Origin of the sequence: Achromobacter ruhlandii, assembly GCF_902859695.1 — a bacterium.
GTDB lineage: Bacteria > Pseudomonadota > Gammaproteobacteria > Burkholderiales > Burkholderiaceae_B > Achromobacter > Achromobacter ruhlandii.
Map to the genome: position 1 here is coordinate 56,308 of NZ_CADIJL010000017.1, position 20,523 is coordinate 76,830.

Consider the following 20,523-nt stretch of genomic DNA (forward strand, 5'->3'; position numbering starts at 1 on the left):
CATGGGCGTGCATTCCTTCTACCGGCCGCGCCGCATCCACACCCTGCTGGTCGCCAACCGCGGCGAGATCGCGCTGCGGGTCATTCGCGCCGCGCGCGAGCTGGGCATGCGTACGGTGGCGGTCTATAGCGACGCCGACCGCGACGCGCTGGCGGTGCGCCTGGCCGACGCGGCGGTGCACATCGGGCCGGCGCACGCCACGCGCAGCTATCTGAACGCCGAGGCCCTGTTGGCGGCGGCGCGTGACAGCGGCGCCGACGCGATCCATCCGGGCTATGGCTTCCTGGCCGAGAACGCCGACTTCTCGCAGGCCGTGACCGACGCCGGCCTGGTGTTCGTTGGTCCCGACGCCCGCACCATCCGCGGCATGGGCGACAAGGCCGCCGCGCGCGCCTGCGCCAAGGCGGCGGGCGTGCCCACCGTGCCGGGCAGCGAGGGCGTGGTCGGCTCGCTGGACGAGGCCCTGAGCCACGCGGCGCAGATCGGTTATCCCCTGATGATCAAGGCGAGTGCCGGCGGCGGCGGACGCGGCATCCGCGTGGCGGCCGACGAGGCGCAGCTGCGCGAGGCCATCCCGATGGCCCAGGCCGAGGCGCGCGCCGCGTTCGGCGATGGCGGCGTCTACCTGGAGCGATACCTGCCGCGCGCCCGCCATATCGAGGTGCAGGTGCTGGGCGACGGCGAGCGCGCGGTGCACCTGTTCGAGCGCGAATGCTCGCTGCAGCGCCGCCGCCAGAAGGTGTTCGAGGAAGCGCCGTCGCCGGCGCTGAGCCCCGCGCTGCGCCAGGCGCTGTGCGAATCGGCGCTGCGCCTGACCGAATCGGTGGGCTATCGCGGCGCCGGCACGCTGGAATACCTGTACGACGAGGCCCGCGGCGAGTTCTACTTCATCGAGATGAACACGCGTATCCAGGTCGAGCATCCCATCACCGAGGCCATCACCGGCATCGACCTGGTGCGCGAGATGCTGCGCATCGCCGACGGCGAGCCGCTGCGTTTCAAGCAAGCGGACATCGTCATGCGCGGCGCCGCCATCGAATGCCGCCTGAACGCCGAAGACCCGGCGCGCAACTTCGCGCCCGGCCCCGGCACCGTGTCGCACGTGCGCTGGCCGGCCGGTCCGGGCGTGCGCATCGACTCGATGGTGTATGCCGGCAGCGTGGTGCCGCCCTATTACGATTCGCTGCTGGCCAAGTTGATCGTGTGGGACGAGGATCGCGGCGCCGCGCTGGCGCGGATGGCGCGCGCGCTGGATGAAACCGAATTCGAAGGCGTGCCGTCGACGCTGGCCCTGCACCGCGCCCTGGTGGCCGATGCGGGCGTGCTGGCCGGCGACTATCACACCAACTATCTGGAAAGCTGGATGCAGCAGCGGGAGGGGACCCAATGACGGTGCGATACACCCATGGCGGCGATGAATTCATCTTCGCCGAGATCAGCGAATCGATGTCGCTGGCGGCGTTCTTCAAGGGCATGGCGATCACGCGCGCGCTGCGCGAACGCGCCGTGCCCGGCGTCAGCGAGATCTGCCCGGCCAACGCTTCGTACCAGATCCGCTACGACCCCGAGCAGGTCGCGCCCGAGGCCATGCTGGCCATCCTGCGCGAGATCGAGGCCACCATCGATCTGGACAACCTGCGGCTCGACACCCGCGTCATCCAGGTGCCGGTGCTCTACAACGACCCCTGGACCCACGAGACGCTGATGCGCTTTCGCGAGCGCCACCAGGACCCGGACTCGACCGACCTGGAATACGCCGCGCGCATCAACGGCTTTGCCGATACCGATGCATTCATCGCCGCGCATTCCAGCGCGCCGTGGTTCGTGTCGATGGTCGGCTTCGTGGCCGGGCTGCCGTTCATGTTCCAGATGGTCGAACGTGACCGCCAGCTGGAAGTGCCCAAGTACCTACGGCCGCGCACCGACACGCCCAAGCACACGGTGGGACATGGCGGTTGCTTCGCCTGCATCTATTCCGTGCGCGGCGCGGGCGGCTATCAGATGTTCGGCGTGACGCCCGCGCCGATCTTCGAGCCCGCGCAGCGCCAGGCGCACCTGCGTGACTCGATGGTGTTCTTCCGTCCCGGGGACATCGTCAAGTTCAAGCCGATCAGCCGCGCCGAGTACGACGCCGCGGTGGCGCGGGTCGAGGCCGGCACCTTCCAGCTCGACATCCGTCCCGTGTCGTTCTCGCTGTCCGAATTCATGGCGGCGCCCGACCAGTACAACGCCCGCCTTCTGGAGACGCTCCATGTCGCATGACGAACCGCTCATCGAAGTAATCAAGCCCGGGCTGGCGACGTCGGTCCAGGATCGTGGCCGCCAGGGCTACTACCACCTGGGCATTCCACCCTCGGGCGCGCTGGACCAGTACGCGCTGGCCGCCGCCAATCTGCTGGTGGGCAATCCCGAGGACGCGGCGGTGCTGGAATGCACGCTGATGGGCCCCGAATTGCGCTTCACCCGCGCCGCGGTGATTGCCGTCACCGGCGCCACCATGACGCCCAAGATCGATGGCCAGGCACAGGCCTGCAACACCGCGCTGGCGGTGCCGGCCGGCGCCCGGCTGTCGTTCGATTTCGTGCAGGCCGGCGCGCGCGCCTGCCTGGCGATCGCCGGCGGGATCGACGTGCCCGAGGTGCTGGGGAGCCGTTCGACCTACACGCTGGGCGCCATTGGCGGCTTCGAGGGCCGCCGCCTGCAGGCCGGCGACCGCCTGCGCGTGGGCGCGCCGCGCCCCGGGACGCGGGTCGGCCGCGCGCTGCCGGCGGCGCTCGCCAGCGAGTGTCCCAAGGAACAGGTGCTGCGCGTGGTGCCGGGCCTGTATGACCATCGCCTGATGCCGGAATCGGCCGCCTCGTTCTACGAGGACGCCTGGAGCGTGACCTCGGAAGCCGACCGCATCGGCTACCGCTACAAGAAGGGCCGCGCGCTGAAGTTCCAACCGCGCGAACAGCCGTTCGGCGCCGGCGCCGATCCGTCCAACATCGTCGACGCCTGCTATCCCATTGGTTCGATCCAGGTGCCGGCGGGGGTGGAACCCATCATCCTGCATCGCGATGCCGTGTCCGGCGGCGGCTACGCCATGATCGGCACCGTGATCAGCGCGGATCTCGACAAGGTCGGCCAGATGCAGCCCAACCAGCAGGCCCGCTTCGAGCGGGTCACGTTGGAGACGGCCTTGCAGGCCCGCAAGGACTACCGCGCCCGCCTCGAGCGGCTGCGCGCCGCCCTGGGCTGATCCCCGCCCCGCTTTCCCGTTGATTGCTGTTTTCCTTCCGGCCCGTTCCGACGGGCCGGACGGGCGCGCTCGCGCCTGTGCATTTGAGTTTCACACGCTGCACGCCGTACCCGTCCGCATTCCGCGGTTCTTCAGCACGTCAGGAGAGCCTCCATGGCCAACCTTGCTTCCAGCTCGTCGTCCTCCGACCGGGACACTTCCCTAGCCACCGTGGCCGATGCCGACCGCATGGGCCGATTCCCGCTCACCATGGCCTGGTGGGCCGTGTGCAGCGCCATCTTCTACATCGTGGTCGGCGCCACGCTGGCGCTCAACTACGGCGCCCGCAACGCCATCATCGGCATGGTGCTGTCGGTGATTTCCTATGGCCTGATCAACGCCGTAATCTCGCGTTACGCCATCCGCACCGGCCAGTCGGTGGCGCTGTTCTCTCGCAGCGTGTTCGGCACCTCGGGCGCGGCGCTGGCCACCCTGATCTTCTTTGCCACCGCCATCTACTACGCCGTGTTCGAGGGCTCGGTGATGGCGGTCGCCGCGCACCACATGTTTCCGGCCGTGCCCTATTGGGCCTTCGCGCTGCTGGTGGTCGTCTACAGCGTGCTGCTGATCTTCGGCAGCGTGCAGCGCTGGCTCGACAAGTTCAACGGCGTGCTGCTGCCGTTCTACCTGGGCGGCCTGCTGCTGGCGGTGGCGCTGGCCACGCGCGAGTACGGCTACAGCGACGCCTGGCTGGCATTCGGCCCGGCCGGCGGGCCGGTGGCGGGCGGCTGGTGGGACGCCTACGTGTACTACATGGGCGTGTGGATCCTGATGATGTTCACCTTCGACTACGCGCGCTTCGGCCGTCGCGAAGACGCGCGCTACCACGGCCGCTACAACTTCGGCATGCCGTTCTACCTGGTGACCTTCCTGCTCAACGGCGTGGCCGGCATCTACCTGGTCGCCATCATTCCCGGCGACGGCGCCCTGAGCGAAGTGTCGGTGGTGCTGGCGCTGCTCAAGCTGATGGGGCTGGGCGGCCTGTTCTTCGTCTGGGTGACGCAGACCCGCATCAATACCGCCAACTACTACCTGGCCACCATCAACATGCAGGCCTTCTTCGCGCGCTTCGGCCAGGCGCGCCTGTCCAAAGCCGCCTGGGCGGTGATCGTGGGCGCGGTGTCATACGCGCTGATGCTGTTCGACGTGTTCGCCTATCTGCTGCAGGCGCTGGCCTACCAGGGCATCTTCGTGGTGGCGTGGGTCGCCGTGGCGCTGGTGCACATCCTGGCGGTGGACGAAGCCGCGCCGGCGCCAGGCGGGGGCAGCGCCTACAACCGCCGCGGCCTGGGCGCCTGGTTCGCGGGCGCGGCCAGCGGCCTGGTGCTGATGCACCTGAACGGTATCGCCGCGACCTTCGCGGCGCCGGCCAGCTTTGTGGTGGCGGGCGCGGTGTACTGGCTGGGGCAGGCGGCGGTCTCGGGGCCGCGCATGCAGCGCGGCGGCGCCTAGCCGCGCGGCGTCCGGCGCTGGTTGGGGCGCCGGCTCAGGCCAGCGCGGCCAGGAATACGAGCGCGCCCAGCGCCAGCATCAGAAATGGGCTGACGCGGGTATAGACCAGCGCCAGCGTGGAGGCCGCGGCCATGCCCCAGGCCCAGGCCCCGCCTTCGGCGGCCCGCAGTACCGTGCACGACGAGGCCAGGATCATGCCGGCGGCCACCGGCACCAGGCCCGCCTCGATGGCGCGGACGCAGGTGGCGTGGCGGTAGCGCGCCCAGACCCGCGCCAGCGCGTAGATCAGCAGCGAGCAGGGCAGGAAGATCGCGATCGAGGCGGCCATCGCGCCCAGCCACCCGCCCACCTGCCAGCCGATCAGCGTCACCAGCAGCGACGCCGGGCCCGGCGTGATGCGGGACAACGCAAAGTAATCCAGGAACTGCGATTCGCTGATCCAGCCATAGCTGTCCACCGCCTGGCGGTGGATGTCGGGCAGGATGCTCTGGCCGCCTCCGACCGTCAGGAACGACAGCGGCGTGAACACCGAGAACAGGTCGTGCAGCGTGGCCAGGTTCATGGTTGCCGCTCCCGGCGCCGCAGTCGCGCGTAGGCGATGCCGATCGACAGGGGCGCCATCGCGCCCACCACCCACAGCAGCGGCAGGCGCAGCAGGAAGATGGCGGCGAAGGTCACGCCCATGACGGCGGCCGGCACCCAGCCCTGCAACGCGCGCCGGGCGGCGCGCAGGCCGGTCTGCAGCGACACCCCGACCGCCGCCGCCGCCACGCCCGCCATGGCCACGTGCAGGCCCTGCGACTGCGCCATGCTGGCGAACAGCGCGGCCGCGCCGATCGCCACCAGCATGGGCGGCACGGTGATGCCCAGTCCGCCCAGCAGCGCGCCGGCGCCGCCGCGCAGGCGAAAGCCGATCCAGATGGCCAGGTTCACCACGTTCACCCCCGGGAACGACTGCGCCAGCGCCAGGCCGCTGAGGAAATCGGCTTCGGACAGCCAGCGCCGCTGCTGCACGAATTCGCGCATCATCCAGCCGCTCAGGCCGCCGCCGAAGCTGGTCAGGCCGACCTTGGCGAAGGCCAGGAAAATCTGCGGCAGTGTCGGCGGGGCGGCAACGGCGGGGTCAGCGGAGGACATGGCAGGCAGCGCGATGGGGCGATGACCGCATCTTACGCAATGCGAAATGTCGGCTGGCTGAAAGAATTTCGCCGCCGGGCACGACGTGCCCGGCGGCGAAAGCGGGGGCCGGTCGGTGACCGGCGCGGCAGCGCGGCGCGCTCAGCGCGGCAAGTCGCTCGACCCCATCAGGTAGGCGTCCACCGAGCGCGCGCACTGGCGGCCTTCGCGGATGGCCCAGACCACCAGCGACTGGCCGCGACGCATGTCGCCGGCGGTGAAGACCTTTTCCACGTTGGTGCGGTAGTCGTCGGTGTTGGCGCGCACGTTGCCGCGCGCGTCGCGGTCGACGCCGAAGGCATCCAGCACGGCCTGCACCGGCGACACGAAGCCCATGGCCAGCAGCACCAGGTCGGCCTTGATCTCGAATTCCGAGCCCTCGACCTCGCGCATCTTCATCTGGCCGGTCGATTCATCCTTGAACCACTCGACGCGGGCGCCGACCAGCTTCTCGACCTTGCCGTTGCTGCCCTTGAGCAGCTTGGTGGTCACCGACCAGTCGCGTTCGCAGCCTTCCTCGTGCGAGGACGAGGTGCGCATCTTCAGCGGCCAGTAGGGCCAGGTCATGGCCTTGTTCTCGGACTCGGGCGGCTGCGGCAGCAGTTCGAACTGGGTGACCGAGGCGGCGCCATGGCGGTTGCTGGTGCCGACGCAGTCGGAACCGGTGTCGCCGCCGCCGATCACCACCACGTGCTTGCCCTTGGCCAGCGTCTGGTTGGTGAGGCGGTCGCCCGCCACGGCCTTGTTCTGCTGGCGCAGGAAGTCCATGGCGAAATAGACGCCCGACAGCTCGCGGCCCGGCACCGGCAGGTCGCGCGGGGTTTCCGAACCGCCGCTCATCACCACGGCGTCGAATTCGGCCAGCAGCGAGTCGGGGGTGCGCACGGTCAGGCCGTCGGCCACCGGGTCGGACGGGTTGCCGACGTAGGTGGAGGGCGCGAATTCCACGCCTTCGGCTTCCATCTGCGAGATGCGGCGGTCGATCTGGTGCTTTTCCAGCTTGAAGTCGGGGATGCCGTAGCGCAGCAGCCCGCCGATGCGGTCGCTCTTCTCGAACAGCGTCACCGAGTGGCCGGCGCGCGCCAGTTGCTGCGCGCAGGCCAGGCCGGCGGGGCCGGAGCCCACCACGGCGACCTTCTTGCCGGTCTTGCGCGCCGGCACTTGCGGCGTCACCCAGCCCTCGGCCCAGCCCTTGTCGATGATGGCGTGCTCGATGGACTTGATGCCCACGGCGTCGCTGTTGATGTTCAAGGTACAGGCGGCCTCGCACGGCGCCGGGCAGATGCGGCCGGTGAATTCCGGGAAGTTGTTGGTGGAGTGCAGCACGTCCAGCGCGCGGCGCCAGTCCTGCTTGTACACCAGGTCATTCCAGTCGGGGATGATGTTGTTGACCGGGCAGCCGTTGTTGCAGAACGGGATGCCGCAGTCCATGCAGCGCGCCGCCTGCTGCTTGGCCTGGTCGTCGGTCAGGTGCAGCACGAATTCGCGCCAGTTCTTCAGCCGCTTCTGCGGGGCCTCGGCGGCCTCCTGCAGGCGCTGGTATTCCATAAAGCCGGTAATCTTTCCCATGGTATCCCTCACGCAGCCAGTTGTTGCGGGTTGGCTGCACGCCACATTTCACCCAATGCGCGGCGGTAGTCCGTCGGCATGACCTTTACGAATTTGCCGCGCGAGGCTTCCCAGTCGCCCAGGATTTCGCGGGCGCGGAAGCTGCCGGTGTAGCGGAAGTGGTCTTCCACCAGGCGGCGCAGGATGGCTTCATCCGTCTCGCGCTCGCCGCCGCGCTGCGCGCTGTGCCAGACGTCGATGTTGTTCTGGGCCTGCTGTTCCGCGTGCGGCAGCACGGCTTCCAGTTCGACCATCGACAGGTTGGCGCGCTGCTTGAGCGTGCGTTCCGGATCCCACACATAGGCCACGCCGCCCGACATGCCGGCGGCGAAGTTGCGGCCGGTGGCGCCCAGCACCACCACGGTGCCGCCCGTCATGTATTCGCAGCCGTGGTCGCCGGTGCCTTCCACGACCGTGGCGGCGCCCGAGTTGCGCACCGCGAAGCGTTCGCCGGCCACGCCGTTGAAGAAGGCCTCGCCCGCCAGCGCGCCGTACAGGACGGTATTGCCGGCGATGATGTGGTCGGGGCCGAAGCCGCGGAAGTCATTGGGCGAGCGCACGATGATGCGGCCGCCCGACAGGCCCTTGCCGACGTAGTCGTTGCCTTCGCCCACCAGGTCCATGGTGATGCCATGGGCCAGGAACGCGCCGAAACTCTGGCCGGCGGTGCCGTTGCACTGGATGTGGATGGTGTCGTCCGGCAGGCCGTCGTGGCCGTAGCGCGCGGCCACGGCGCCCGACAGCATGGCGCCGATGGTGCGGTTGCGGTTGCGCACCGGCACGATGAACGAGACCTTCTCGCCGCGCTCCAGCGCCGGCTTGCTGCGTTCGATCAACTGGTGATCGAGCGCGCCGGCCAGGCCGTGATCCTGTTCTTCGGTCTGGCGCACTTCGGCGTCGGACTGCGTCTGGTGGAACACGCGGGTGAAGTCCAGGCCCTGCGCCTTCCAGTGCTCGACGCCCGAGCGCATGTCCAGCAGGTCGGCGCGGCCGATCAGGTCGTCGAACTTGCGGATGCCCAGCTGGGCCATGATCTCGCGCACTTCCTCGGCAATGAAGAAGAAGAAGTTGACGACGTGCTCGGGCTTGCCCTGGAACTTCTTGCGCAGCACCGGATCCTGCGTGGCCACGCCCACCGGGCAGGTGTTCAGGTGGCACTTGCGCATCATGATGCAGCCTTCGACGACCAGCGGCGCCGTGGCGAAGCCGAATTCGTCCGCGCCCAGCAGCGCGCCGATGACGACGTCGCGGCCGGTCTTCATCTGGCCGTCGGCCTGCACGCGGATGCGGCTGCGCAGACGGTTCAGCACCAGCGTCTGCTGGGTTTCGGCCAGGCCCAGTTCCCAGGGCGTGCCGACGTGCTTGATGGACGAGACCGGCGAGGCGCCCGTGCCGCCGTCATGGCCGGCGATCACGACGTGGTCGGCCTTGGCCTTGGCCACGCCCGCGGCCACCGTGCCGACGCCGACTTCCGACACCAGCTTGACCGAGATCGAGGCCTTGGCGTTGACGTTCTTCAGGTCGTGGATCAGCTGCGCCAGGTCTTCGATCGAGTAGATGTCGTGGTGCGGCGGCGGCGAGATCAGGCCCACGCCCGGCACCGAGTAGCGCAGCTTGGCGATGTATTCGGAGACCTTGTGGCCGGGCAACTGGCCGCCTTCGCCGGGCTTGGCGCCCTGCGCCATCTTGATCTGGATCTGGTCTGCCGACGACAGGTACTCGGCGGTGACGCCGAAGCGGCCGGAGGCCACCTGCTTGATCTTCGAGCGCAGCGAGTCGCCCTTCTTGAGCGCGACGTCGGCTTCGATGCGATCGGAACCGAGCACCGAGGCCAGCGTGTCGCCGTCCTTGATGGTGCTGCGGCCTTCGCGCATTTCGGCGCGGTAGCGCAGTTCGTCTTCGCCGCCTTCGCCGGTGTTGGACTTGCCGCCGATGCGGTTCATGGCCACGGCCAGCACCGAGTGGGCCTCGGTCGAGATCGAGCCCAGCGACATGGCGCCGGTGGCGAAGCGCTTGACGATGTCCTTGGCCGGTTCGACGTCATCGAGCGGGATGGCGCGCGACGGATCGAAGCGGAACTCGAACAGACCACGCAGCGTCATGTGACGGCGGCTCTGGTCGTTGATGATCTGCGCGTACTCCTTGTACGTGCGGTAGTTGTTGGCGCGCGAGGCATGCTGCAGCTTGGCGATGGAGTCGGGCGTCCACATGTGCTCTTCGCCGCGCACGCGGTAGGCGTACTCGCCGCCCGCTTCGAGGTCGTTCGCCAGGACCGGGTCGCTGCCGAAGGCGGCGCGGTGCTGGCGCAGCGCTTCCTCCGCCACCTGGAAGATGCCGATGCCTTCGATGTTGGAGGCGGTGCCGGTGAAGTACTTGTTCACCAGGCTGCTCTGCAGGCCGACCGCTTCGAAGATCTGGGCGCCGGTGTAGGACATGTAGGTGGAGATGCCCATCTTGGACATCACCTTGTTCAGGCCCTTGCCGATCGCCTTGATGAAGTTCTTGACGGCCTTTTCCGGGTCGCTCATCTTGCCCAGCGATTCCAGCGCCAGGTAGGGGTGGATGGCTTCGGCGCCATAGCCGCCGAGCAGCGCGAAGTGGTGCACTTCGCGGGCCGATCCGGTTTCCACCACCAGGCCGGTGTTGGTGCGCAGGCCGGCGCGGATCAGGTGCTGGTGCACCGCCGAGGTGGCCAGCAGCGCCGGAATCGCCACGCGCTCGCTGTCGACCAGGCGGTCCGACACGATCAGGATGTTGTAGCCGCTTTGCACCGCGTCCACGGCGCGCGCGCACAGCGCGGCCACGCGGGCTTCGATGCCCTCGGGACCCCAGGCGGCCGGGTAGGTGATGTCCAGCTCGAAGCTGCGGAATTTCTTGCCCGTCACCTGCTCGATGTCGCGGATCTGCGCCATCGCGGCGAAGTCCAGCACCGGCTGCGACACTTCCAGGCGCAGCGGCGGGTTGACGTTGTTGATGTCCAGCAGGTTGGGCTTGGGGCCGATGAACGACACCAGCGACATCACCATCTGCTCGCGGATCGGGTCGATCGGCGGGTTGGTGACCTGGGCGAACAACTGGCGGAAATAGTTGTAGAACGGCTTGGCGCGGTCGGACAGCACGGCCAGCGGGGCGTCGTTGCCCATCGAGCCGATCACTTCCTCGCCGGTCGAGGCCATGGGTTCCAGAATGAACTTGTAGTCTTCCTGGGTCCAGCCGAAGGCCTGCTGGCGATCCAGCAGCGACACCGACGATTGCGTGGCGACGGCGGCCTGGCGCGGGGCCGGCAGCGATTCCAGCTTGATCTGCAGGCGTTCGATCCACTGGCGGTACGGACGGCTGTTGGCCAGTTGCAGCTTGATCTCGGCGTCGTCGATGATGCGGCCCTGTTCCAGATCGATCAGGAACATCTTGCCCGGCTGCAGGCGCCACTTCTTGACGATGCGGTTCTCGGGGATCGACAGGGTGCCGGCTTCCGAGGCCAGGATGACCATGTCGTCGTCGGTCACCAGGTAGCGCGCCGGGCGCAGGCCATTGCGGTCGAGCGTGGCGCCGATCTGGCGGCCGTCGGTGAACGCGACCGCGGCGGGGCCGTCCCACGGCTCCATCATGGCGGCGTGGTATTCGTAGAAAGCGCGGCGGCTTTCGTCCATCTGCGTGTGCTGTTCCCAGGCTTCCGGGATCATCATCATCATGGCGTGGGCCAGCGAGTAGCCCGAGTTCACCAGCAGTTCCAGGCAGTTGTCGAACGTGGCGGTGTCCGACTGGCCTTCATAGACGATGGGGTACAGCTTTTTCAGGTCGTCGCCCAGCACGGCCGACTGCATCATGCCTTCGCGGGCGCGCAGCCAGTTGAAGTTGCCCTTGACCGTGTTGATTTCGCCGTTGTGGGCGATCATGCGGTACGGGTGGGCCAGCGGCCAGGCCGGGAAGGTATTGGTCGAGAAGCGTTGGTGCACCAGCGCCAGCGCCGACACGGTGCGCGGGTCGGCCAGGTCGCGGTAGTAGCGGCCGACCTGGTCGGCCAGCAGCAGGCCCTTGTAGACCACGGTGCGCACCGAGGCCGAGGGCACGAAGTATTCCTTGCCGTGCGCCAGGTGCATGTTCTGGATGGCGTGGCTGGCGGTCTTGCGGATCACGTACAGCTTGCGTTCGAGCGCGTCGGGCACCATCACATCGGCGCCGCGGCCGATGAACAGCTGGCGGATCACGGGTTCGCAGTCGCGCACGGTGGGCGACATGGGCATGTCGACGTCCACGGGCACGTTGCGCCAGCCCAGCACGACCTGGCCCTCGGCGCGCACCGAGCGCTCCAGTTCCTGTTCGCAGGCCAGGCGCGAGGCGGTTTCCTTGGGCAGGAACACCATGGCCACGCCGTATTCGCCGGGCGGCGGCAGGGTGATGCCGTGCTGGGCGAACTCGTCGCGGTAGAGCGTGTCGGGGATCTGGATCAGGATGCCGGCGCCGTCGCCCATCAGCTTGTCCGCGCCCACCGCGCCGCGGTGATCGAGGTTTTCCAGGATCTTCAGGCCCTGCTGGATGATGGCGTGGCTTTTCTTGCCCTTGATGTGCGCCACGAAGCCCACGCCACAGGCGTCATGCTCGTTGTTGGGGTGGTACAGGCCCTGGGCCGGCGGCAGGCCGATGCGGCTGGCATCGATCGGGGTCGCCTTGGGGGTGGGACAGGATTCGTTCGGGGTGATTTGGGGCATGGCGCGCTCCGCAGTAAGACTGCGTTCTAATGTTGCAGTGCAGGAACGGACAATACCCCCGCGCGCAGTAGGGTGCAATAGGAATATAAGGGGTGTGACCCTAAATAATACGCCGCACCATCATGGAGCATTAATATGGGGACAAAACAACGGCCGCGCCAATAAAGGCTCTCCCGGTGGTGTCGTATGGGAGTCGAGTGCCGAGGGTAGTGAAACCCCTATTTTTCCTGTTTTGTGTCCCCCATTTATTTTGATGTTTTTTCGCTGATCGAGTAACGGTCGCCCGCAGGCGCCGGCCGTGCCATCACCTTGCGCAGGCTCGCGCGAAGCGGGCATGAAAAAGCGCCCGAAGGCGCTCTGTCAGGAAGTGGAGCCGGGGTTGCCGGTCCCGGAGCCAGTACCGGGCCCATTGCCAGGGCTGATCGGCGCCGGCGATGGGGCCGGTGAGGGGGGGGCCGCCTGATCGGTGTCGGCCGTGGCCGGCGCGGCGGGCTTCTTGCGCGGGCGTCCGCGCTGGCCAGGGGCCACGCGCCGGCTGGCGGTGTGGGCCAGGCTGGCGATGAAGCTCGGGCCGCCCAGCGCCCATTGGCCCGAGACGGCTTGATCGATGCGCTGGGTTTCCTCGCGCGACAGGCCATCCTGCAGGCGCTTGCGATAGTTGGCCTGGCGGTCGAACGGCGTATTGCCGCAGGCCCAGTAGTCGGCGTGGTCGGACTGCCACTGCGCCGGAGCGGCGGTGGTGTTGCCGGTGTGGCTGGAGGCCGACGACCAGGGCCAGGAATCGGGGTCTTGGGAAGCGCCGCTACGCACCGGGTAGGTTTCCAGCCAGACCAGCGCCGGCAGCACCCACGCGCCGGGCTCGAGCAGGGCCGAGCGGTAGCGGCCGGCGAACACGCGGCCGCCCCGCAGGCGCGCGGCCAGGTTGCGGCCCAGCGTCTGCATCAGGCGCGGCAGGCCTTCCTCGTCGGCCGGGGTGGCCAGCAGCAGGATGCGGTCGTTGGCCAGCAGCCAGCCGTGCACCGACACCCGATGGCGCTGGGCGGATTCGCCGAGCCACGCGGCCAGTTGGTTGAGGATATCGGCCGGGGCGGGCTGGGACGGCGCCGCCAGCGGCTGAATGAAGTTGGCCTGCACCAGTTGGGGCAGCCCAGGGGCGTACAGACGGGGCAGACGGGCCATAGTGTCAGGGCTTGCGCTTCCAGAAGAACGGGTTGTCTTCTCTCACGTATATAAATAGTGCCACGGTGGACGCTGGTCAAGCCCCGTGATCACAATATGGGCACGGAATCGATACTTTTTGTGGGAAGGACTCCGTTTCGGGCAGGTTAACATTCGGCGACGGATCGTCGTAACGTGGATATACCCTAATCCCGCCCGAATTTTCTTCACTTTCAGACCCGGAGACCCCCGCCATGCCCGCCGCCCTGGAACTCATTTCCCAGCATCGCTGTTTCGGGGGCTCGCAGCGCTATTACCGCCACGAGTCGGCCGAGATCGGCCTACCGATGCGCTTTTCCGTGTTCGTGCCGCCGCAGGCCGAACAGGGCAAGGTGCCGGTGCTGGTCTACCTGGCCGGCCTGACCTGCACCGAGGAAACCTTCATGATCAAGGCGGGTGCCCAGCGCCTGGCCGCCGAGTTGGGGGTGATGCTGGTGGCGCCCGACACCAGCCCGCGGGGGGCCAACGTGCCCGGCGAAGATGAAAGCTGGGACCTGGGCACCGGCGCCGGTTTCTACCTGGACGCTACCACCGGCCCGTGGCGCGCCCATTACCGCATGGACAGCTACGTGACCCGCGAGCTGCACGCCCTCGTTACCAGCGCCCTGCCCGGCGACGCCGACCGGGTCGGCATCTTCGGGCATTCGATGGGCGGCCACGGCGCGCTGGTGCTGGCGCTGCGCAACCCGGGCAAGTACCGCTCGGTCTCGGCCTTTGCCCCGATCGCGGCGCCCAGCCTGTGCCCTTGGGGCAAGAAGGCGTTCGGCGCCTACCTGGGCGACAACCCCGACGATTGGGCCGCCTACGACGCCTCGGCGCTGATGCGCGGCCTGCGCCAGCCGTTTCCGGCAGGCATCCTGGTCGACCAGGGCACGGCCGACCAGTTCCTGGCCGAGCAGTTGTATCCCGAGGTATTCGAGGCCGCCTGCGCCACCGCCGGCCAGCCGCTGGAACTGCGCCGCCATGATGGTTACGACCATGGCTATTACTTCATCTCGACGTTTATCGAGGATCACATCCGGTTTCACGTCGAACGGCTTGGAAAACCGGCCGCCTGACGCCCCGCTTCTATACTGGGCGGCCTGTCGTGGCAGGCCCGGTGCCCGGCCACGGCGTTCCCTGCATAGGATCGCCTGATTTGATCAACGGAATCGCTCCCTTCGTCTGGATCCTGCTGGCCGCGGTGATCGTGTTTCTGCCGGGCCTGGCGATGCTGCTGGGCCGGGGCGGCCCGCGCGACGAGCGCGGCCGGCGGACCTTCCAGTTCCGCCCGGTGCGGCGCCTGTTCGGCCTGATGCTGTTGCTGCTGGGCGGCGTGTCGGGGCTGCTGGCCCTGTCGCTGGTGCAATTCTTCCGCTTGACCACCGACGAGCCCGTGGCCCGTATCGAGGTGCGCCAGCAGGCCGAGGGCCAATACCAGGTCAACGCCACCGCGCCCGGGGTCGGCGCCAAGCAATATGTGCTGTACGGAGACCAATGGCAGATCGACGCTCGCGTGGTGCGCTGGCGCCTGCCCGCCCTGATGGCCGGCGCGCCGCCGCTGTACCGCCTGGAACGCCTGTCCGGCCGCTATAGCGACGCCGCGCGCGAAGCCACGGCCACGCGCTCGGTCCATGCCCTGGATGACTGGCCGGCGCCTGACCTGGGCTCGCTCAAGCAGAGTTTCCCGAACTGGTTCCCCTTCGTCGATGTCCAATTCGGCAGCGCGGCCTACATGCCGCTGTTCGACGGCGCCAAGTACCAGGTGTTCATGGATCCGCGCGGCGCGCTGTTCGTGCGCCCGGACGGCGAAGCCACCGCGGCGGGATTGAAGCGCCTGGGGTGGTAGCCAGCGGCGTCCAGCTCCGTGGCGGACCCGCCCGGCGAAGGCGGCATAGCCCTGGGACCAAGTCGGAAATTAAAATGGGGTCGCATTGCGTGGAGGAAACTTTGACGCGCCGCAATAGTCGAATTAGCACTCCCTTTACTAGAGTGCTAACATCGAATCCATGTCTTTACCCCTTCGCCTTCCGGAGACCGCCGCAATGAAGCAACCCAGTACCTCGTTGGCCACGTCCGGCAACGCCCTGGCGTTGGCCATCGCCAATCCGGGCGCGCTCGGCACCATCGACGCCTACATCTCGGCCGTGAACCGCCTGCCGGTCCTGTCGGCCGAACGTGAAACCGAACTCGGTCGCCGCCTGCGCGACAGCGAAGACCTGGGCGCCGCGCGCGAACTGGTGCTGTCGCACCTGCGCCTGGTGGTGTCGGTGGCGCGCCAGTACCTGGGCTATGGATTGCCCCACGCCGACCTGATCCAGGAAGGCAACGTCGGCCTGATGAAGGCCGTCAAGCGGTTCGACCCCGAGCGCGGCGTGCGCCTGGTGTCGTTCGCCGTGCACTGGATCAAGGCCGAGATCCACGAATACATCATCCGCAACTGGCGCCTGGTCAAGGTGGCCACCACCAAGGCGCAGCGCAAGCTGTTCTTCAACCTGCGCAGCATGCGCCCGGACGGCCAGACGCTGGATCCGGAACAGGTGGACCACATCGCGCGCGAACTCAACGTGCGCCGCGAAGACGTCAGCGAAATGGAAGTGCGTCTGTCCGGCCGCGACATGTCGCTCGAGAACCAGGACGACGATGACGACAGCTACGCGCCCATCGCCTACCTGTCCGACGAAGGCCGCCAGGAACCGACCCGCGTGCTGGAGCGCGCCGCCCGCGACCAGTTGCAGAGCTCGGGTCTGTCGAGCGCGCTGGAAGCGCTCGACCCGCGTTCGCGCCGCATCGTCGAGGCCCGTTGGTTGCAGGACGACGGTGGCGCCACCCTGCACGAACTGGCGCAGGAATTCGGCGTGTCGGCCGAACGCATCCGCCAGATCGAGGCCGCCGCGTTGAAGAAGATGCGTGGCAACCTGGCCGCCTGAATCTCCCCGCCGCAAGCATGCACAGGGCCGCGAATTCGCGGCCCTTTTTCTTGCGACGGCCGCATGGCGGCCGGATTGGACGTCGAGGCGGGGTTATCCTGGCGCGCCAATAAATTGATACAAATTCGCCTCGAATTAACGCGCAATTTCAGAAACTTAATGAAGTTCGGGCCGCCTAACTTCACGTAGACCGCGAACTTCGGTTAGCAGTCTTGTCATCCGTCTCGGCTTCTCCTCTTTCCCCTCCCCTATGAGACGGATGCTTGCGGGGCACCACGCATATGGTGCCCCGTTTTTTATTGCGCGCGCGCAACGCGCGCGGCCGGTTCAGGCCGCCTGCGCACTGTCCGGCCCGGCCTGCGCCGCCTGCCACAGCGCGTCCTGCACGCGTCGCACGCCGGTCGCCATGGAGCCGTCCTGGTAGAGCTTGATCCAGCGGTAGCCGGGCGCGAGGTTGTCGACCACATGCTTGCCGTCGCGGATGCTGAACTGGAAGCAGGTGGACGGCGTGGCCAGCAGGCGCAAGTTGTGGCGGCGGCGATCGAATTCGTGGTGCACATGGCCCCACAGCAGTACCCGCACCTGCGGCCAGCGGGTCAACCGCTTGAACAGCGCCTGCGGGTTGTCGATCATCATCGAGTCGTGCCAGTGGCTGTCGATCTGCATCGGGTTGTGGTGCATGGCCAGCAGCGTATGGCGTCCCGGGGCTTCGGCCAGGGCAGCCTCCAGCATGTCCAGTTGGCTGTCGGGCAGGTGGCCGGCGTTCGAGCCGGGCACCGTGGTGTCCAGCGAGATCACGCGCCAGGCGCCGACGTCGCTCACCGGCGTCGACCATTCGGGCAGTTCCTGGCGCATCGCGGACGGCAGGTCGTGGTTGCCGGGCAGGCAGCGGATGCGGGCGCGCTCCAGCGCGGGCGCGGCCTCCAGCAGCGCGGCCAGGCGTCGGTAGGCGGCGGGTTCCCCATCCTGGGACAGGTCTCCGGTGGCCAGGAGCAGGTCGGGGTGCTTGCCGTCGGCTTCGATCTGGCGCAGCACGGCACGCAGGCTGGCGTCGGTATTGACGCCCAGCATCACGGTGTCGGGCTCGCCGAACAGATGGCAATCGGTCAATTGGACAAGCATGGCCGGGGCATCGTTGCGCCGGGCCAGGGTGTGGACGCGTGCCAAGTGCGGCTCCTGCGAAGTTTCTGCACGGTCCCCTACCTTACCGAAAAATCGCGTCGCGGCGCGTATCGCGTGGCCCGATCGGGGTAACGAAACGTGCGTCCGAACAATCTGTTCGCCGGAATCGACCGGAAAACCCGCTATTCTTGTCGAACTTCTCACAAGCTTCATGATCGGGACGCGGCGCTATCCATGGATGTAGGTTTTCTCGTATTCGGCCTGGCCGGGCTGTTGACCCTGGTGTGCTTCATGCCGCCGCTGGCTGGTCGCCTCAAGCTGCCGTACTCGGTGCTGCTGGCGATCGTCGGCTGCCTGCTGGGCATCATCGTGCACGTCCATGGCTGGGCGCCGAGCTGGATCGGCGATTTCCTCGACTCGCTGGAACGATTCGAGATTTCCTCCGAGACCTTCCTGATGGTGTTCCTGCCGGTGCTGCTGTTCGAGACCGCGCTGTCCATGAACGTGCGGCGCCTGATGGACGACATCGGCCCGATCCTGATGATGGCGATCGTGGCCGTGGTGGTGTGCACCGTGGTGGTGGGCGTGACGCTGAACGCGATCTCGCCCTATGGCCTGGTGGTCTGCCTGCTGCTGGGCGCCATCGTGGCGACCACCGATCCGGTGGCGGTGGTGGGCATCTTCCGCGAGGTGGGCGCGCCCAAGCGCCTGACCACGCTGGTGGAAGGCGAAAGCCTGTTCAACGACGCCGCGTCCATCGCCTTGTACTCGGTGCTGCTGGCGGTGCTGGGCGGCCATGGCGAGTTGACGGCCAGCGGCATCTTCAATGATTTCATCGTGCACTTCATCGGCGGCGGCATCGCCGGTTTCGCCATGGGGCGCCTGGCCTGTTTCCTGTTCGCCTGGCTGCGCGGCTTTCCCACGGCCGAGATCACGCTGACGCTGACGCTGGCCTATCTGTCCTTCTTCATCTCCGAGCACTACCTGAACGTGTCGGGCGTGGTCGCCACGGTGATCGCCGGCCTGGTGGTGGGGTCGACCGGCCGCACCCGCATGTCGCCCACCACCTTCGAGTACCTGTCGAGCGCCTGGGAACAATTCGGCTTCTGGGCCAACTCCCTCATCTTCCTGTTCGCGGCCATGCTGATCCCCAAGCTGATGGCGGCGGCCGACTGGCAGGAACTGGTGCTGGTGGCGGTGGTGTTCGTGGCGACGCTGGTGGCGCGGGCCATCGTGGTGTTCGGGCTGCTGCCGTTGCTGGGGCTGACCAAGTTGGGCACCAAGGTCAGCAATCCCTACAAGGTGGTGATGCTATGGGGCGGCCTGCGCGGCGCGGTGTCGCTGGCGCTGGCGCTGGCCGTGACCGAGCAGACCGGCGTGGCCGAAGAGGCGCGCCAGTTCATCGCGGTGGCCACCACCGGCTTCGTGCTGCTGACGCTGTTCGTCAACGGCATCAGCCTGCGCCCGCTGATCCGCATGCTGGGGCTGAACCAGCTGTCGCCGGTCGAGCGCACCATCCGCAACCAGGCGCTGGCGGTGGCGCTGGAGGACCTGCAGGGCAAGACCGAGGAAGTGGCCAAGACCGAGCACATCGGCAGCGAGGTGCGCGACCGCATCCGCGCGGTGTTCGACGCCAGCCTGACCAGCGTGCACGACGGCCAGGTCAGCCAGATGAGCGACGAGCAGCGCGTGGCCGTCGGGCTGGCGATCGTGGCGCAGCGCGAGGAGGAAATGTTCTTCGACATCCTCAAGGCGCAGATCGTCGACTGGCGCATGGCGGAAACGCTGCTGGCGCGGGCCGAACGGCTGGAGGACGCGATCCGCATGGGCGGGGTGCCGGGTTTCGAGCGCGCCATCGTCGCCGACGTGCGCTATTCCACCGGCTTCCGGCTGGCCCTGCGGGTGCACTACCTGTTCGGTTTCCAGGGCTGGCTGGCGCGCGAACTGGGCCAGCGTTTCGCCAACCTGATGAGCAAGCGGTCGGTGGCGCAGCGCCTGATCGTGTTCGCGCGCGAACAGATTACGCCGCTGCTGGGCGAGACCGCCACACAGCGCATCGTGGCGCTGCACCAGCGCCGCCTGGACCTGATCGAGAACGCCATGCAGGCGCTGAACCTGCAATATCCGTCGTACGCGCAGTGGTTGCAGGAAAGCTATCTGGGCCGGGTGGCGCGCGAGCTGGAGCGGATCCGCTACCGCGACATGCTGGAACAGTTCCTGATCAGCGGCGAGGTCTACGCCGACCTGATGGCGCAGTTGAAGAGCCGCTGGGCGCACATCGACACGCATCCGCCGCTGGACATCGAGATGAGCGCGGCCGACCTGATCAAGCGCGTGCCGCTGTTCGAGGGGTTGTCGGCCGATTCGCTGCGCGCCATCAGCAAACTGCTCAAACCGCGCCTGTCGTTGCCCGACCAGCGCGTGCTGACCAAGGGCCGGCATGGCGAAGAGATGTGTTTCGTGGCGTCGGGCGCGGTGGCGGTGCACCTGCCGGACAACACCATGATCGAGCTGGGCAGCGGCGAGTTCTTCGGCGAACTCGGGCTGTTGGGCGAACAGCAGATCGCGCCCGAGGTGACCTCGCTGGGCTACAGCAAGCTGCTGATGCTGTCATCGCGCGATTTCCATGCCCTGCTGGCGCGCGACGAACATCTGCGCGAGCGCATCCAGGTGGTGGCCAAGCAGCGCCTGCGCGCCATCGAGGTGTGGAAGCAGTTCTCGCAGGCCAATGCGGCGCAGGCGCAGGCGCCCAGCCAGGCGCCGGTGCCCTCGCCGGCGCAGGCGGCGGAAGCGGCCGAGGCCGCGGGCGCCGACAGCGAGCTGGATACGCGGGCGGTGCAGGCGCTGCGGGCGGCCGAACCGGGCGCACCCCGCGCGTCCGAGGCACGGCCGGCCGTGCCGCAGCAGGTCGAGACCCATGCCGCCACGCCGCGGCAGGTCGAGACGCAGCCGGCCGAAACGCCGTCGGTCACGCCGCGGCAGGTCGAGACGCGCCAGGTTGAAACGCGTGAATCGGACGCGGCGCCGGGGGGCGCCAGCGCCTGACGGC

14 protein-coding genes are annotated in these 20,523 nt (G+C 67.9%); 8 read left to right on the forward strand and 6 right to left on the reverse strand.

Annotated elements, in window-relative coordinates; genetic code table 11:
* Position 1 precedes the first annotated feature (1 nt).
* The 4 genes from HV742_RS19940 (at position 2) to HV742_RS19955 (ending at position 4,732) form a co-directional block, all read left to right on the forward strand.
* Positions 2-1,390 carry an acetyl-CoA carboxylase biotin carboxylase subunit gene (locus HV742_RS19940; protein WP_068951056.1) on the forward strand — a complete coding sequence of 463 codons (1,389 nt, stop codon included), beginning with the start codon at positions 2-4 and terminating at the stop codon, positions 1,388-1,390.
* Positions 1,387-2,262, forward strand: a complete 876-nt coding sequence (locus tag HV742_RS19945) for a 5-oxoprolinase subunit B family protein (protein WP_059268915.1) — start codon at positions 1,387-1,389, stop codon at positions 2,260-2,262. The genes HV742_RS19940 and HV742_RS19945 overlap by 4 nt, the downstream gene beginning before the upstream one ends.
* The gene (locus HV742_RS19950; protein ID WP_049070609.1) at positions 2,252-3,241 is read left to right on the forward strand and encodes a 5-oxoprolinase subunit C family protein; all 990 of its coding nucleotides are present in this window, start codon (positions 2,252-2,254) and stop codon (positions 3,239-3,241) included. Before HV742_RS19945 ends, HV742_RS19950 begins: the two co-directional genes overlap by 11 nt.
* 153 nt (positions 3,242-3,394) lie before the next feature.
* Positions 3,395-4,732, forward strand: coding sequence for a purine-cytosine permease family protein (locus tag HV742_RS19955; RefSeq protein ID WP_049070611.1), 1,338 nt, complete (start codon positions 3,395-3,397; stop codon positions 4,730-4,732).
* A 34-nt stretch (positions 4,733-4,766) separates the two neighbouring features.
* Here the strand turns inward: HV742_RS19955 and HV742_RS19960 are convergent, their stop codons facing one another.
* The 5 genes from HV742_RS19960 to HV742_RS19980 form a co-directional block, all read right to left on the reverse strand.
* Positions 4,767-5,294: a chromate transporter gene (locus HV742_RS19960; protein WP_049070613.1), complete on the reverse strand. Its 528-nt coding sequence runs from the start codon at positions 5,292-5,294 to the stop codon at positions 4,767-4,769.
* Positions 5,291-5,869: a chromate transporter gene (locus HV742_RS19965; RefSeq protein ID WP_049070615.1), complete on the reverse strand. Its 579-nt coding sequence runs from the start codon at positions 5,867-5,869 to the stop codon at positions 5,291-5,293. Before HV742_RS19965 ends, HV742_RS19960 begins: the two co-directional genes overlap by 4 nt.
* Positions 5,870-6,010: 141 nt before the next feature.
* Entirely contained in the window at positions 6,011-7,477 is a 1,467-nt protein-coding gene (locus tag HV742_RS19970; protein ID WP_049070617.1) for a glutamate synthase subunit beta, read from the reverse strand.
* An 8-nt stretch (positions 7,478-7,485) separates the two neighbouring features.
* The gene (locus tag HV742_RS19975; RefSeq protein WP_063582464.1) at positions 7,486-12,225 is read right to left on the reverse strand and encodes a glutamate synthase-related protein; all 4,740 of its coding nucleotides are present in this window, start codon (positions 12,223-12,225) and stop codon (positions 7,486-7,488) included.
* A gap of 360 nt (positions 12,226-12,585) precedes the next feature.
* Positions 12,586-13,404, reverse strand: a complete 819-nt coding sequence (locus tag HV742_RS19980) for a hypothetical protein (protein ID WP_175146207.1) — start codon at positions 13,402-13,404, stop codon at positions 12,586-12,588.
* Positions 13,405-13,637: 233 nt separating this feature from the next.
* On the opposite strand from HV742_RS19980, the gene fghA reads away from it, so the two are divergent.
* The 3 genes from fghA (at position 13,638) to rpoH (ending at position 16,352) form a co-directional block, all read left to right on the forward strand.
* Positions 13,638-14,501, forward strand: coding sequence for an S-formylglutathione hydrolase (gene fghA, locus HV742_RS19985; RefSeq protein ID WP_175146208.1), 864 nt, complete (start codon positions 13,638-13,640; stop codon positions 14,499-14,501).
* Positions 14,502-14,581: 80 nt separating this feature from the next.
* Positions 14,582-15,271, forward strand: a complete 690-nt coding sequence (locus HV742_RS19990) for a hypothetical protein (protein WP_054418416.1) — start codon at positions 14,582-14,584, stop codon at positions 15,269-15,271.
* Positions 15,272-15,467: 196 nt separating this feature from the next.
* Positions 15,468-16,352 carry an RNA polymerase sigma factor RpoH gene (gene rpoH, locus HV742_RS19995; protein ID WP_006388088.1) on the forward strand — a complete coding sequence of 295 codons (885 nt, stop codon included), beginning with the start codon at positions 15,468-15,470 and terminating at the stop codon, positions 16,350-16,352.
* 327 nt (positions 16,353-16,679) lie between these two features.
* Here rpoH and HV742_RS20000 read toward each other — a convergent pair whose 3' ends face one another.
* Complete coding sequence (locus HV742_RS20000) at positions 16,680-17,474, reverse strand: phosphodiesterase (protein WP_496350040.1); 795 nt, start codon at positions 17,472-17,474, stop codon at positions 16,680-16,682.
* 234 nt (positions 17,475-17,708) lie between these two features.
* On the opposite strand from HV742_RS20000, the gene HV742_RS20005 reads away from it, so the two are divergent.
* On the forward strand, positions 17,709-20,519 hold the full coding sequence (locus HV742_RS20005; RefSeq protein ID WP_175146209.1) for a cation:proton antiporter: 2,811 nt from the start codon (positions 17,709-17,711) through the stop codon (positions 20,517-20,519).
* The last annotated feature ends 4 nt before the right edge of the window (positions 20,520-20,523 follow it).